The sequence below is a fragment of the Clostridium sp. genome, assembly GCF_051278035.1.
GTDB lineage: Bacteria > Bacillota > Clostridia > Clostridiales > Clostridiaceae > Clostridium_AD.
The window spans coordinates 1-15,926 of sequence record NZ_JBNMNU010000032.1 but is presented as its reverse complement, the minus strand read 5'-3'; the positions used below and the strand labels follow the sequence as shown (position 1 = coordinate 15,926).

The window sequence follows — 15,926 nt, the reverse complement described above, 5'->3', positions numbered from 1 at the left end:
GGAATTGCTATGAATTTTAAACAAGATGAAGATAGCCAACAATTACAAGAAATGTATCGCGATTTTGCAGAAAACGAGGTAAAACCAATTGCAAAAGAAGTTGATGAAAATATGCGCTTCCCAGAAGAAAATGTAGCAAAAATGGCTGAAATGGGCTTACTTGGAATTCCATTTCCTGAAGAATACGGTGGAGCTGGAATGGATACATTAAGTTATATACAATGTGTAGAAGAATTATCTAAATGTTGCGCAACAACAGGTGTTATTGTTTCAGCACATACAAGTCTTTGTGCAACACCAATTTACACATATGGCACAGAGGAGCAAAAAGAGAAATATTTAAAACCACTTGCCTCCGGTGAAAAATTAGGTGGCTTTGGATTAACAGAACCTTCTGCTGGAACTGATGCTTCTATGCAAAAGACAACAGCAGTACTCGAAGGGGACAATTATGTATTAAATGGTAGCAAGATATTTATTACTAATGCAGGATATGCAGACATATATATTATTTTAGCTATGACAGATAAGAGTAAGGGAACAAAGGGTATATCAGCATTTATCGTTGAAAAAGATTTCCCAGGTTTTTCTGTTGGAAGTCATGAATTAAAGATGGGAATTAGGGGATCTTCTACATGTGAATTATTCTTTGATAATTGCATAGTTCCAAAGGAAAATCTTTTAGGAGAAGAAGGTAGAGGATTTAACATTGCAATGGCAACTCTTGATGGAGGCCGTATTGGTGTTGCTGCGCAAGCACTTGGTATTGCAGAAGGTGCAATAGAAGAAACTATAAAATATGTTAATGAACGTGTTCAATTTGGGCGTACTATTTCAAAATTCCAAAATACACAATTTGAACTTGCTCAAATGCGTGCGAGTACAGAAGCTGCAAAACTTTTAGTATATCAAGCTGCATGTGCAAAAGATAATCATGAAAAATATTCACATTTAGCTGCAATGGCAAAATTAGTTTCTTCTAGAAATGCCAGCGATGTAACAAATCGTTGTTTACAATTATTTGGTGGGTATGGATATTCATGTGATTACCCTATTGAAAGAATGATGCGTGATGCAAAAATAACAGAAATTTATGAAGGAACATCAGAAGTTCAAATGATGGTAATTGCTGGATGGATGGGTGTTAAATAATAGATAACTAAAATTAAATAAAAACAGATAATCAGGATAAACGGTACCTATAGAATGGACACTTAAAAAAAGTGTTCGGACTATGGGTATTTTTTTGTATAATTAATATAAGGATAAACTTGGAAATGTCTTGAGATGTATAACAAGGTAGGTTATTATATAATTACATAAAGTTCTATATGTAGGGCAAGCCTATTGCGACATGAGTAAATATAAAAAAGCTATGAAATTTTTATTTGATTCCATAAATCTATCTGAAAGACAAGGTTTATGTGATTTACAGTTACTTGCTCGTAAAAATATAGATAACATTTATTTTCATATAGGTGAGTAAAAACATGAGTCGAAATCAGATTATAGGTTTTAACTCTAAGTAAAAGAAGAGTATTAGGATTATATTTACTATATGAATAATTTACAATATAATAAGTGTATTAAACCAAAATGAATCTTAATCGATTACATTGAAATGGAGATGAGCAAATGCCAAAAACAATGAATAATATTGAATTTATAGTTAATGGAAAATATGATGCTAAAGAGGAAAGATGCCCAGAATTTCTGTCTGTAGAACAATTAAAAAAAGTTAGGCATATTCACGACAGTATTACAGATTGCAAAGCTACTCCGTTAGTGCAATTAAAAAGCTTATCTGAGTATCTAGGAGTAAAGTCAATATTTATTAAAAATGAATCGCAAAGGGGAGATATAAACTCATTTAAAATATTAGGAGCTACCTATGCTATTGCTAAGTTAGTTTGTGACAAGCTAGGACTTGAGACTTCAAATGTTATTTTTGATTACTTAAAATCTGAGAGTGTTCACTCGAAAATTAAGGATATGACTTTAACTACTTGTTCTGATGGGAATCATGGTAGAGGCGTAGCTTGGACAGCTATGGAATTAGGCTTAAAAGCAATAATCTACATGCCTAAGGGCACAGTAGAAAGCAGGGTGAAAAATATAGAAGCATTAGGAGCAACTGTTACAGTTACTGAATTTAACTATGATGATACTGTAAGATATGCAAATAAATTGGCCACTGAGAACAATTGGTATATAGTACAAGATACTTCATGGGAAGGTTACGAAGAAGTTCCAAAGACCATTCTTCAAGGATATTCAACTATGGGAATGGAAGCAATAGAACAACTAGAAGCTGCAGGTTATAAAAAACCAACTCACTTGTTTGTTCAAGCTGGGGTTGGGGCAATGGCGTCCGGTTTAATAGGAGCTATATCAAATTATTATAATGGGGATATGCCTACTACACTTATAATGGAGCCTAAAAATGCAGCATGTTACTTTAAGTCTGGGGAAATGAATGATGGTAAAGCTTATACTGTAGGTGGATCATTAGATAGTATCATGGCAGGACTTGCATGTGGAGAACCTGTTCCAGCGGGATGGGAAATAATAAGAAATTTCGCAACTGGTTTCTGTAAATGTGCTGATAGTGTAGCTGCTACAGGAATGAGAATTCTCGGTAACCCTATTTACGAGGATGAGAGAATAATTTCTGGAGAGTCAGCAGCACTAGGTGCTGGAGTACTGTCACTTCTAATGACTAGTCCTGAGTATAGTTCACTAAAGGAGAACCTTAGCCTTAACAAAGATTCTGTAGTATTAATGTTCAGCACAGAAGGCGACACTGATCCATTAAATTATAGGGATATAGTATGGAATGGTGCGTATCCATTATAATAAATTTTTAGTTATAACTGGAACCACCTATGCGAAAAGGATCAAGTCTTCAATAAAAAAATATATAGAAATGATGACATTAAGAAAGATATTATTTAAGAAGAAGAGGATTTACATAAAAGTAAGTCCTTTTTTCTTGCGCGAAATTTAGAATGGAGGTAATCAAATGAAGGGTTATGCACACTACAGAATTTAATGAATATTCATAAATAAGAAGGGAAATGATGAATGTTTGTAGAATTATGGTTATATATAGTAATATGACAAAATAATGAGACTTGAAGTTTTTGTATATACTTAAAATAATAAGGGGTGGGGTAATGAAAAGTTTAAAAGTAAAGTTCGGGATGGTTGTATCTTTGGTATGTCTATTTTGCTTACTACTTTCAATGGTTGTTAGCTATTACATATCATACGGTATAGTCCTTAACGAGTCCACAGAAAAGGCATTGATTTCTTCCGAAAAATATGCAGAAGAGATAAATGGGTGGATGCAATCTCAGGGGAAAATGATTGAAGAAATGGGTAATGACTTGGAATACTATAATAATTATGATTCAAACTATCTTATGGACTATTTCGAGGCAAAGCAAAAACCAAATCCATATATTCTTTGCTATTATGTGGGATTTAATGATGAAAAATTTGTTTCAGGGGATAGATGGGTGCCAGACGCAGACTATAATTGCACTGAAAGGGATTGGTACAAAGCTGCTATGGCTTCTGGAAAACTGATTTATACGGATCCTTATTTAGATGTCACCACAAAGAAAATGGTTATTACTATAGCAAGCCCCATAAAGAAGAATGGAATAGTTTCAGGAGTAGTGGGGGCAGACATATACGTAGATTATCTTACAGAGATAGTTCAAGAAGCAAAATTAGGAGACAAAAGCTATGCTTTTTTGTTAGATAGTAGTAACAATTATATAGTTCATCCAAATAAGGGCTTTCAACCTACAGATGAAAGCATTTTTAGTATAGAGACCATATTAGATGGTAGATTCAAGTCTATGGGTCAAAATATAAAAAAGGGTGTAAGTGGAATAGAAAAGCAAGCTGATTATGACAATGCAACCAAATATTTTACCTATGCACCTGTAAATACAGCTAAATGGACTTTTGGATTTGCAATACCTAAGGCGGAGTTTACTAAGGCACTAAGTAAGCTTTTGTGGGGATTTGGAATTGCCCTTATTATTTCTATGATAATATCAATGGTTTTAGCTGTTATATTAGCCAAAAGCTTGGTAAAACCAATTGCTAAACTTAAAAACCATACAATGGTAGTATCAGGAGGAGACCTTACCTCAGATGTAAATATAAGAAGCAAGGATGAAATAGGACAGTTAGCTACAAGCTTTAACGCAATGGTTAAGGAACTCAAATTAATAATTGGACGTGTATTTGATACCACGGAAAAGGTACAAGTGTTTGCTGATGATCTTAAAAATTCATCAAAAAATGTGGAATCTATTTCTAATGAAATAAGCGTAGCATCGCAGGAAATAGCATCTGAATCAATTTCGCTTACAAATAGTATAAACTCCGGAGCAGATTTTTTAGAAGGATTTTCTGGAAAGCTTGATGATACTATTTCTGATATTAATAGCTTAAATAAGAATACAAGCACAACAAAAGATGTAATAAATAAAAGCTTTGAAAATCTAAATAATTTAAAGGAAATAGAAAGCAAGAACAAGGAAAATTTTATTGAAATTTATGATATTATTGACGCCTACAACAAAAGTACTACAAATATAAATGTCATGACTGATGTTATATCAAAGATATCACAGCAAACTAATATGCTTGCATTAAACGCAGCTATAGAAGCGGCGAGAGCAGGGGAAGCAGGTAAAGGATTTGCAGTGGTAGCTGACGAAGTAAGAAAACTAGCAGAACAATCAGCTACTGCCGCTAAAGAAATTGAAGGTCTAATAGCAACTGTACAGCAAGGAGGGCAGAAGTTTACAGATGTAAAAGCCCAACTAATATCCATAGCGGAAAATAGAGATCAAATAAACGCAAATATATTTATTGACTTTGGCACAATAAAAGAAAGTGTTGATAATAACATCGTATTTATAAAGAATAGTCATACAAAAATGAAGTCAATTGCAGATGATAAAGATCAAATAGGAAATATTATGAAAAATATGGGAGTCATTTCTGAAAAAACTTCTTCATCTACCCAGGAGATTACCGCATCTTTAGAGGAGCAACATGCTCTCATAAATACTATGTGCGACAATATTGAAAAACTTTCTGAATATATTTCTGGTTTAGATGGATCTGTAACAAAGTTTAAAATTTAGTTCACTACATTAAAATAAAAAACTTTCTGATAAATATGATGCTAAAAGTGTAGTGAAAGCTACACTTTTTTTTATTGGTACAAAATTAATAGAGTCTAATGAATGTTTAAAATAAGTTTCCAGGAGTGGACATAGTTTATTTTGGTTGCATTTATGGTATAATCAATTGTTATATTTTTTTGGGCTAATTACAAGGCTTATTGGCCAGTTATGCGCAGGGTTTATATAATATATGCAAGTACGCTTATCCTTATTTGGATAACTATAAATAAATAATTTTTAGGAGTGAATAAATGAATTCAATAATTGAAGTAAAAAATTTCACTAAGCAATATGGTGATTTCACAGCAGTAAATGATATTTCTTTTGAAGTAGAAGAAGGTACTATTTTTGCGTTTTTAGGTCCTAATGGCGCTGGCAAGAGTACTACAATAAATACATTATGTACAATATTCGAAAAAACCTCTGGCACACTTTTAATAGATGGGAAAGATGTTAGCTCGCAAAAAAGTGAGGTAAGGTCAACAATTGGGGTGGTTTTTCAAGACGCAACATTAGATAATAAAATGTCTATTAACGAAAATCTTAAAATGCACTGCGTTTTTTATAATATTCCCAAAAGAGAAGTTGAAGAACGAATACAATTTGTTTTGAAACTGGTTGATTTACTTAAAGAAAGGAATAAAATGGTTGGGGCCTTATCTGGTGGTATGAAGAGACGGGTTGAAATTGCTCGTGGTCTAATTCATTATCCAAAGGTTCTATTCCTTGATGAACCTACAACCGGGCTGGACCCACAAACACGCGCTCATATTTGGGAGTATATTACGAAACTCCAAAAGGAAAGAAATATCACCATATTTCTTACAACTCATTATATGGAAGAAGCTGAAATATGTAATAAAGTCGCTATTATGGATGGCGGTGTTATAGTTGCATATGATACGCCATATGCTTTAAAAAAACAATATACAAAAGATAAGGCATATATTACAACTGAAGATGAACAGGAGCTTGAGAAGCTATTAGAAGAGTATAAATTAGAATATGTAAAAAAGGATGGCTATTATAAGGTTGATGCGGAAAATATTAGTGGCCTATTACATGTTTTGAGTTTGCAAAAAGATGTTATATCCGATATTGAAATAAAAAAAGGTACTTTCAATGACGTATTCTTAGAGATAACCGGCAAAAAAATTAGAGAGGAGGCATAATATGAATACGGTATTTGCTTTATGGAAAAGAGGATTGAAAGCATTTGTAAGAAATAGAACAGGACTTATTTTTTCAATTATATTTCCACTTTTCTTTATTTATGTATTCGGTGCGATTTTTAAAAATGATTTTATAGAAAACCCAATCGCATATATGCTTTCCGGGGTTATAATAGTAACTGTTTTCGAAAGTGCACTGACCCTTTCATCATCAACTGTTGATGATATGGTAAGTGGATTCATGAAAGAGGTTTTGGTTTCCCCAGCTAAAAGAATAGCAGTGGCTGCAGGTCAGATTTTAACAGCAACAACTGTTTCAACTGTTCAAGGTATGTTAATTTCAGTTATCGGTTTGTTTATAGGAATTGAGTTTACAACTTGGTTAACTCCTATATACGTTATTTTGGCAATGATTTGTGTTGGCTTAGTATTTTCAGGGGTTGGATTATTCCTTGCAACTGTTGTGAAAAGCGGTCAAACTTTCCAAATTGTTAAAACAGCTATAACTATGCCTTTAACATTTCTCTCAGGTGCATATATACCTTTATCAATGTTGCCGAGTACGCTTAAGTATGTGGCATATTTAAACCCAATGACATATGCAACTGCTTTCTTTCGTATGATTGTTTTGGAAAAAACAAACTTAACTAATGCTCAACTTGTAAAAGAAGGGTTGGCTATTGATATAAACGGATTTATTGTAACTCCTTTTATGTCTTTGACTATAATACTTCTTATGGGAGTGGTATTTTTGACATTATCAACTTTATCATTCGTTAATACGGATTTTTCTAGTATGAATAGAAGCTCTAATGATGCTAATGATTTGTGGGGTTAAGTATGTTCTATACTATATTAGGAATTTTATATTTATTATTAGGAATTTGGAGTCTTTTAGGCACATATAAAAATAGATATAAAATAAATATGGCTGCAATTTTCTCCAAGAAGGATATAGCTAGATATGAAATGGATAATGAGAAGAAATTTTTAAAACTGCAAAACATAAAATCTTTATTCATATCAGTATCTTTTATTAGCATAGGGATATTAGGCTTATGCTGGAGTTCAGAAGGCTATATATTAATGGCTATTATTCTAGGGGCATCTAACCTTATATTTTCTAACTGCGGTATAGATTATGTTAAACTAAAAGCAAAAGTTTACTTATAACACTTGTTAAATTAATGAATTAAAAGTGAATAAGGTAAGTCAAAGACCAAAGTAAAGATATTTGTATCTTTACTTTGGTCTTTGTACATTATGCTATAAAAGTTAATTCTCCAAACTTTTCTGGCATATGAAAGTCTATTTTTCCCGTTGCTGACCAAGCTGAATATTCATCTTCCTCATCTTCCTTATTTTCCTTTCTATCAATTCTATAGAAATTGATACCCCAACAATCACCAGGTAAAGGTGGATTATTTGCTGCAGTCGTAAACTCTTCCATAGGTATAGCAATTTCAGTATGCCACTCCTGTATATCTTCATAATAAATTGTAGCAGTTTCTACAGTTTTATCTACTTTAGCAAATGCGAATTTTCTACCTTTTAGGTTATTATTAATAGCATAATGTAAGACTGCATTTAAGGGATTCACCTCTATTTCTAAATAGGTTTTTAAATCCTTGTTATCATCAATAAATACTTCCACCACATCCTCTTCATATAGCTTATCATTATATTCAGTCATGGTAGCTTTTATATAATTATCCTGGCACTTAAATGAAATATATATAAAATTTTCATTCCAAAGGGATTTAAACTCTGATTTAAGATTAGCTTCGCTTGCATTTTGAGTTTCAACAAGGAAATCTACTTCAGCTTTTTTCCAAGGCTCCTTGTTCAAATTTCCGTCAATTTCAATATTTGCTTGAGTTTTTCTACAATAATATTGTTTGAGCATAAACATATCTCCTATTAATTAACTGTATTTTTCAACAATAGCCTTCATTTCATCAAATTTTTCTTCCATATCTGTGACCATTTTAAACTGAGTTCTTGCTCTATCTAAATTATGGTTTTCTCTATCGATACTAAAATAAGTATCCCCATTTAGGTGATCTGTTAAAAATCTTATACCACATTCGAAGGTTATAATCTTAGCTGCGAAAGGCATATATTCTAATTCTGTTTCAGTTAAAGAGTGATTAACGCCATCTAAAAAGCCACGAGTAAAATGTTCGAAAAGATCTAAATCCATATAAACCTTAGATAAATCTCTTTCATCTTCATCTGCTGGATTAGCTCCTGAACGAATAGAATCGCCAAAATCATCTAGGGATAGTCCCTGCATAACTGTATCTAAATCTATAATACAAATACCTTCTCCAGTTTCATCATCTATCAAAATGTTGTTGAATTTGGTATCATTATGGGTAACTCTATGTGGAAGCTTTCCTTCTTTTAGAAGATTTATTAAAATATTAGTCTCATCTCCACGTGACAACACAAACTCTATTTCCTTTTGCATGTCCTTAGCTCTATTCATTATATTATTAGATAAAGCATCTAAAAATGTTTCATATCTTTTTCTTGTATTATGGAAATCAGGTATTGTTTCATGCAACTTTTCTGCTGGAAAATCAGCTAATAGTTGCTCAAAGTTTCCCAAGGCCTTTCCTGCGTTGTAAAAATGTTTTGAATTTTGAACTAACTGATAAGTTTTAGCCCCTTCTATAAATGCATAGCTTCTCCAATAATCACCTGAAGCGCTAACATAAAAGGTTTTTCCATTAATGGTATCTATTAAACTTAAGGTTTCACGTTCTGGATTTCCACCAACAGATATTATCTTTTCTTTTAAATATGTTGTTACATTAAAAATATTCTCCATTAATTCTTCAGGTAATTTAAAAATTTTCGTATTTATTCTTTGTAATATATATCTTATCGGTTTGCCATTGTCCTTTATACAGGTTACTTCAAAGGTATCATTGATATGACCTGAACCACAAACCTTGCTCTTAGAAAAGTAGCCTTCATATTTAAACTGTAACGCTAGTTCTTCAATCTCACTTTTCACAAAAGTTCATCTCCAATTTTAATAATCATGTCTAATCAAGATATGTTGTAGATGATGTCTCTGTTACTGATATCGTATAGATAGTATTTAAGACAAACCAAGTTCCTAAAAAAGCTTGTCTTTAACTATTTATACTATATTATAATATTATTAGGAATTTATTGGAGGTGGATATAATGATAATTAAAAGCGTAACCATGTTTATAAAAGAGGAACGCGTAGACGTATATAGATGCAACTATAAAAAATACACAGGAATTAGTAAAGATAGAGGAATGTAGAAATTAGTTTTTCATAATATTAAAAACATTGTATATATTTTGTAATTTTATATTGACAAGTTAGGATGAAAAGTATAGAATTTAACTTATAGAAGCACAATGGCGTGCGACTCTTAAAGAAAGCAATGAAGCTTCTTAAAAATATTTTTATATTTTTAAGGAGCTTATATTTTTTGGAAATTTAAGTGCTTTTATTTAACTTAGGTTTTTATAAAAAACATTTTAATCTTATGAGGTGAAGTATGAAAAAAAGAATAGTAATAGCCGATGATGAACCTATTACAAGGATGGATTTAAGAGAAATATTAGAAGCTACTGGATACAATGTCGTAGGAGAGGCTTCAGATGGATTTGATGTAGTAACATTGTGCAGAAAGCATTCACCAGATTTAGTGCTTATGGATATAAAGATGCCACTTCTAGATGGGCTAAACGCGGCTAAAATAATTCGAAATGAAAATTTAGCCAGTGGGATAGTATTAATAACTGCTTATAGTGGAAAAGAATTTGTAGAAAAAGCTACCAAAGCCGGTGTTATGGGATACATAGTTAAGCCCATAGATGAAAAATCACTTATTCCAACTTTGGAGGTAGCTATATCCAAGAGTGCAGAAATTGAAAAAATAAAAAAAGATATTGAAAAAACATGTAGTAAGTTAGAAGAAAGAAAAATCATTGAAAAAGCTAAAGGTTTGTTGATGCAAAGGGATGAAATTATTGAGCAAGTGGCGTATGACAAGATTAGAACACTTAGTATGAATAAAAGGTGTTCAATGGGGCATATTGCTGAGGTTATTATAATGAGTTATGATTAACGTAAACGTATACAAGTTATGTAAGGAATACACAAATTTAGATGAAGAGGACATTTTGAAAATAGAACAAATGTCATTTTGCATGAAATCTTTATCAGATATTGTAAATGCGGATGTTTTCATAGACTGTCCAACTAGAGAAGCTGATGAAGCTATAGTAGTGGCTGAGGCAAAGCCTATTAATAGACCTTCTATGTATCAAAATTCTGTTGTAGGTCAATTAGCATTAAGAGAAAATGAACCTGCGGTGCTTAGAACATTGGATCTTGGAATAGTCACCAAAGACCTTAAGGCTCTAACGCAAGAGAATATGAATGTACGACAAACGGTGTCACCTATTGAAAACAAAGGCAAAATTATAGGGGTACTAATAGTGGAGAAAGACATAACGGAAAAATTAAATAAGAATAAACATATTGAAATGTTGACAGAATCTTATGAACAGTTAACTAATACATTAGTATCTATAACAGACCCCGAAAATAGTATAACAGACCATTTGGATGAAGCTGTTATTATTTTTGATGAAGAAGGGGTCGTTAGGTTTAAAAATCGTACAGCAGATATATTATACAAAAAACTTGGATACAAAGATAATTTAATAGGTATGGATTATGATAATATAACTTTAGATGGTGTTAACTTTAAGGAGATAATTAGCACTCCTCAGCGCAATGAATGTGAAGTGCATTTAGGAAAATTATTTTTTCATGTTAAAAGAGTAATACTAACTGATAAAAATTTAAAACTTGTTACGATGATTAAGGATATTACAATTATGAAGGAAAAAGAGAAAGAATTAATATTGAAATCGGTAGTTATTAAAGAAATACATCATAGAGTTAAAAATAACCTACAGACTATTGCAAGTCTACTTAGACTTCAATCAAGAAGAAGTGATAATCATCAGACTAAAGATGCATTAAATGAAAGTATGAATAGGATTTTAAGTATAGCATACACTCATGAGCTATTGTCTCAAGGAGGCCTAGATGAAGTAAGTATACAAGAAGTTATTACTAATATTAAAAATAATGCTATTAGGTACTTCAATGAAGTTAATAATAATATTGAAGTAAATATAATTGGGGATAATTTTAAAATAAGTTCTGATAAAGCAACTTCAATAGCACTTGTAGTAAATGAATTACTTCAGAATTCTATGCAATATGCCTTTGTAGATAAGCCTTTTGGAAATATAGATCTTATAATAGAAAAAAGCAAAATATATTCCACAATTGCAGTAATTGACAATGGTATAGGATATGATATCAATAATGTTAGGCAAAATAGTCTAGGGCTTAGTATAGTTAATAGTATAGTTAAGGACAAGCTTAATGGGAATATTAATATAGTTTCAGATTCAAGGGGAACTAAGGTTTTATTTGATTTTAAGAATTAAGCATAATATGTTTTATAAATTTAATATGGGAAATGGGAACACAATGTGGTGTTCTTGGTAAGCAATGAGGCTTAAAGTTATTTTCTAAAATAACTTTAAGTCTTTTTTGATCCTAATTATGTTACTAGAAATCTATATAATATTTGAAAAGAGGAATTATTATGAGAGAAGAAATACTAAGTGTTGGTATAGATATTGGTACGTCAACAACACAGCTGGTATTTAGCAAGATAACTATAGAAAATTTAGCCTCAGATTTTTCTATACCTAGAATATCCATTGTGGATAAAGAAATTATATATAGAAGTGGGATATACTTCACCCCTCTTAAATCTCCAAATGAGATAGATGGTGAAAAGGTTCGTGAAATAGTAGAAGGAGAGTACATTGCTGCAGGAATAGCTCCCTCAGATGTTAAAACAGGGGCTGTTATAATAACCGGTGAAACTGCTAGAAAGCAAAATGCTAATGAAGTTTTGCAAAAACTAAGTGGATTTGCAGGAGATTTTGTTGTAGCAACAGCAGGTCCCGACTTAGAATCAATAATTTCAGCAAGGGGAGCAGGGGCAGATAAAATTTCTGAGGATGAAGACTGCACTGTAATTAACTTAGATGTTGGTGGAGGTACTACTAATATAGCCGTATTCAAAGAGGGGGAACTTTTAGATACAGGATGTTTAGACATTGGTGGAAGACTTATTAAAATTGATGAATATTCTGGTGAAGTTATATATGTTGCTGAAAAGATAATGGAATTAATTAAGCTTAAGAATATTTCTATTGAATTAGGTAAGAAGCCAACAATGGAGGCTTTAAATATTATAGTAAGTGAAATGGTTAAACTTTTAGAGGAAAGTGCAAATATAAGGGAAAAGAGTAGCTTTTATCAAAGAATACTCACAAATAAAGGAATTTACGATGATATAAAAGTAGAGCATATTACTTTCTCTGGAGGGGTTGCGGATTATATTTACAATCCGGACACCGAAGATGTATTTAAGTATGGAGACATAGGGATATTACTTGGAGAAGCAATTGCTAGGTCAAATTTATGTTCTGAAATTAAGGTGAGAAAATCTATAGAAACTATTAGAGCTACGGTGGTAGGAGCTGGTTCACATACAACAGATATTAGTGGTAGTACAATAACTTATACAGAAGATAAGTTCCCGATTAAAAACCTACCGATATTAAAACTTTCAGAGGAAGAAGAAAATTCAGGTCATGAAAATATGGTTATGGTGATAAAGGAAAAGATTGAGTGGTTTAAATTGGAAAATGAATTTCAACCTGTAGCTATAGCTATAAAGGGAAATCTAAATCCTAGCTTTAAAGAGATTCAATTACTAGCGAAGACTTTACTTTCTGGTTTGGAAGACATTTTAAAAGAGGATTTTCCCACTATTTTAGTAGTGGAAAATGATATAGGCAAGGTACTTGGACAAACTTTATATAAACAGCTTGACTTCAAGAAGGAAGTTATTTGTATTGACACTATAAATGTTGAAAATGGGGATTACATTGACATAGGTAAGCCTCTAGCAAATGGGAGGGTTGTTCCAGTAATAATTAAAACACTAATATTTAATTCATAATAAAATTTAAAGGGGTGAACTATCTTGAAATTAAAAACAAAATTATTTGGAAAAGTGTACGGTTTCAAATCAATAATGGAAGTTATGGCAAAGGCAAATGAAGAAAAATCAGGGGATAAGCTTGCGAGAGTTGCAGCAGAATCTTCGGAGGAAAGAGTGGCAGCTAAGGTGGTTTTAAGTAACTTAACTTTAGAGGATCTAAGAAATTGCCCAGCAGTACCGTATGAAATAGATGAGGTAACAAGAATAATACAAGATGATGTTAATGAGAAGATATATGCTGGAATTAAAAATTCCACAGTATCTGAATTTAGAGAGTGGATATTAGATGAAAATACTACTGGGGAGAATATTAAAAGGGTAAGTCGTGGCCTTACTAGTGAGATGGTAGCTGCGGTAACTAAGTTAATGTCAAATTTAGATTTAATTTATGCAGCGAAAAAGATAAGAATTACTGCACATTGTAATACAACAATAGGTATGGAGGGAACCTTATCTGCAAGACTTCAACCTAACCATACCACAGATAATCCACAGGGAATTATAGCATCTGTAATGGAAGGCTTAACATTTGGTGTTGGTGATGCAGTTATAGGACTAAACCCGGTGGATGATTCCATTGAAAACGTAATGAGAGTTCTTAATACTTTTGAGGACTTTAAAAACAAATGGGAAATACCAACTCAAAACTGTGTCCTTGCTCATGTAACAACACAAATGGAGGCTATAAAACGTGGAGCTCCTGCAGATTTAATTTTTCAAAGCATAGCCGGGTCTCAAAAAGGGAATGAAGCTTTCGGAATAACTACAGATATGTTAGAAGAAGCAAGGCAGTTAGCTCTTAAACAGGGCACGGGGTCTGGTCCTAATGTAATGTATTTTGAGACAGGTCAGGGCTCAGAATTATCATCAGATAGCCATCATGGTATTGACCAATTAACTATGGAAGCAAGATGTTATGGACTTGCTAAGAGATATAACCCATTCCTAGTAAATACTGTTGTTGGTTTTATAGGACCTGAGTATCTATATGATAGTAAGGAAGTTATAAGAGCAGGCCTTGAAGACCACTTTATGGGGAAATTAACTGGTATTCCAATGGGCGTCGATGCTTGTTACACAAATCATATGAAGGCAGATCAAAATGATGTTGAAAATTTATCTGTACTTCTTACAACAGCTGGTTGTAACTACTTTATGGGTGTGCCACATGGTGATGATATAATGTTAAATTATCAGACTACTGGATATCATGAAATAGCAACCCTCAGAGATTTATTAAATTTAAAGCCAATTAAACAATTCGATGTTTGGTTGGAAAAAATGGGATTCACGGAAAATGGGAAGTTAACTAAAAGAGCAGGAGATGCATCTGTATTTCTTAAATAATGAGAGGAGGAAAATATAATGGTATCAGAAAATGATTTGAAAAAATTAGTTGAACAAGTATTACTTGAAATGACATCTAAAGGTAATTCTTCTATAGTAAAGGACGAAATTATTAATAATGTAGAGGTTGAAGATGGATTTATTGATGATATTACAACGGTAGATATAAAAAAGCAAATTTTAGTTCCAAATCCAGCAGATGCTAAGGGATATTTAAAAATGAAATCATTTACTCCAGCCAGATTAGGTATTTGGAGAGCAGGCCCTAGATATAAAACTGAAACAGCCTTAAGAGTTAGAGCAGATCACGCGGCAGCTCAAGATTCAGTTTTCTCATATGTTTCAGAAGAATTTCTTACTGAAATGAATCTATTTTCTGTTAAAACAGAGTGCCAAGATAAGGATGAATTTATAACTAGGCCAGATCTTGGAAAAAAGATAAATATAGAGGGTATCAAGGTTATAAAAGATAAGTGCAAAATGAAGCCACAGGTACAAATTTATGTATCAGATGGATTAAGTTCAGCTGCAATAGAAGCTAATATACGTGATGTGCTTCCAGCTATGATACAGGGTCTTGAGGGTTATAAAATTTCAGTAGGAACTCCGTTCTTTGTGGAGAATGGTAGAGTAGGAGCTATGGATGTAGTATCTGAAACTGTAGAAGCTGATGTAACTTGTGTACTTATAGGGGAAAGACCAGGTCTTGTTACAGCAGAAAGTATGAGTGCTTATATAGCATATAAAGCTACCGTAAATATGCCAGAGGCTAGAAGAACAGTTGTATCTAATATTCATAGTGGTGGTACTCCTCCAGTAGAAGCTGGGGCTCACATATCTGAAATAATAAAAATAATGCTTGAAAAAAAGGCAAGTGGAGTAGATCTTAAACTATAGTAAAAAAATCAATTAGGAGGGGAAATTACATGAAATATGATGCTATTCGTGCAACGGTATTAGGTGTGAAAATAATATCAAATGTTAGTCCGGATTTGGTAGAGGCTTTTAATTTAGAGCCACATCAGAAGAGT

13 protein-coding genes are annotated in these 15,926 nt (G+C 32.4%); 11 read left to right on the top strand and 2 right to left on the bottom strand.

Features of this window, described 5'->3' with window-relative positions:
* Window positions 1–9 precede the first annotated feature (9 nt).
* From ACJAX4_RS06835 to ACJAX4_RS06810, 6 genes are all read left to right on the top strand, one after another.
* Complete coding sequence (locus ACJAX4_RS06835) at window positions 10–1,152, top strand: acyl-CoA dehydrogenase (RefSeq protein WP_435788705.1); 1,143 nt, start codon at window positions 10–12, stop codon at window positions 1,150–1,152.
* Between the two features lie 483 nt (window positions 1,153–1,635).
* Entirely contained in the window at window positions 1,636–2,856 is a 1,221-nt protein-coding gene (gene dpaL, locus ACJAX4_RS06830) for a diaminopropionate ammonia-lyase (protein ID WP_435788704.1), read from the top strand.
* Between the two features lie 320 nt (window positions 2,857–3,176).
* Complete coding sequence (locus ACJAX4_RS06825) at window positions 3,177–5,174, top strand: methyl-accepting chemotaxis protein (RefSeq protein ID WP_435788703.1); 1,998 nt, start codon at window positions 3,177–3,179, stop codon at window positions 5,172–5,174.
* 293 nt (window positions 5,175–5,467) lie between these two features.
* Complete coding sequence (locus ACJAX4_RS06820) at window positions 5,468–6,388, top strand: ABC transporter ATP-binding protein (protein WP_435788702.1); 921 nt, start codon at window positions 5,468–5,470, stop codon at window positions 6,386–6,388.
* Between the two features lies 1 nt (window position 6,389).
* Window positions 6,390–7,226, top strand: a complete 837-nt coding sequence (locus tag ACJAX4_RS06815) for an ABC transporter permease (protein WP_435788701.1) — start codon at window positions 6,390–6,392, stop codon at window positions 7,224–7,226.
* 2 nt (window positions 7,227–7,228) lie between these two features.
* Window positions 7,229–7,561 (top strand): hypothetical protein, encoded by a 333-nt coding sequence (locus ACJAX4_RS06810; RefSeq protein WP_435788700.1) that lies wholly within the window; start codon window positions 7,229–7,231, stop codon window positions 7,559–7,561.
* Between the two features lie 88 nt (window positions 7,562–7,649).
* Here ACJAX4_RS06810 and ACJAX4_RS06805 read toward each other — a convergent pair whose 3' ends face one another.
* Together ACJAX4_RS06805 and ACJAX4_RS06800 are read right to left on the bottom strand one after the other, a co-directional pair.
* Complete coding sequence (locus tag ACJAX4_RS06805) at window positions 7,650–8,294, bottom strand: carbohydrate-binding family 9-like protein (protein WP_435788699.1); 645 nt, start codon at window positions 8,292–8,294, stop codon at window positions 7,650–7,652.
* Window positions 8,295–8,312: 18 nt separating this feature from the next.
* The gene (locus ACJAX4_RS06800) at window positions 8,313–9,413 is read right to left on the bottom strand and encodes a phosphotransferase enzyme family protein (protein WP_435788698.1); all 1,101 of its coding nucleotides are present in this window, start codon (window positions 9,411–9,413) and stop codon (window positions 8,313–8,315) included.
* A gap of 523 nt (window positions 9,414–9,936) precedes the next feature.
* Between ACJAX4_RS06800 and ACJAX4_RS06795 the strand changes: the two genes are divergently transcribed.
* The 5 genes from ACJAX4_RS06795 to eutC all read left to right on the top strand — a co-directional run bounded on the left by ACJAX4_RS06795 (window position 9,937) and on the right by eutC (window position 15,792).
* On the top strand, window positions 9,937–10,509 hold the full coding sequence (locus ACJAX4_RS06795) for an ANTAR domain-containing response regulator (protein WP_435788697.1): 573 nt from the start codon (window positions 9,937–9,939) through the stop codon (window positions 10,507–10,509).
* Window positions 10,502–11,911 carry a sensor histidine kinase gene (locus ACJAX4_RS06790; RefSeq protein WP_435788696.1) on the top strand — a complete coding sequence of 470 codons (1,410 nt, stop codon included), beginning with the start codon at window positions 10,502–10,504 and terminating at the stop codon, window positions 11,909–11,911. Before ACJAX4_RS06795 ends, ACJAX4_RS06790 begins: the two co-directional genes overlap by 8 nt.
* Before the next feature lie 161 nt (window positions 11,912–12,072).
* A complete protein-coding gene (eutA, locus tag ACJAX4_RS06785) occupies window positions 12,073–13,506 on the top strand; it encodes an ethanolamine ammonia-lyase reactivating factor EutA (RefSeq protein WP_435788695.1) in 1,434 nt (477 codons plus the stop codon).
* Between the two features lie 24 nt (window positions 13,507–13,530).
* Window positions 13,531–14,895 (top strand): ethanolamine ammonia-lyase subunit EutB, encoded by a 1,365-nt coding sequence (locus ACJAX4_RS06780; protein ID WP_435788694.1) that lies wholly within the window; start codon window positions 13,531–13,533, stop codon window positions 14,893–14,895.
* A gap of 18 nt (window positions 14,896–14,913) precedes the next feature.
* A complete protein-coding gene (gene eutC / locus ACJAX4_RS06775; RefSeq protein ID WP_435788693.1) occupies window positions 14,914–15,792 on the top strand; it encodes an ethanolamine ammonia-lyase subunit EutC in 879 nt (292 codons plus the stop codon).
* Window positions 15,793–15,926 lie beyond the last annotated feature (134 nt).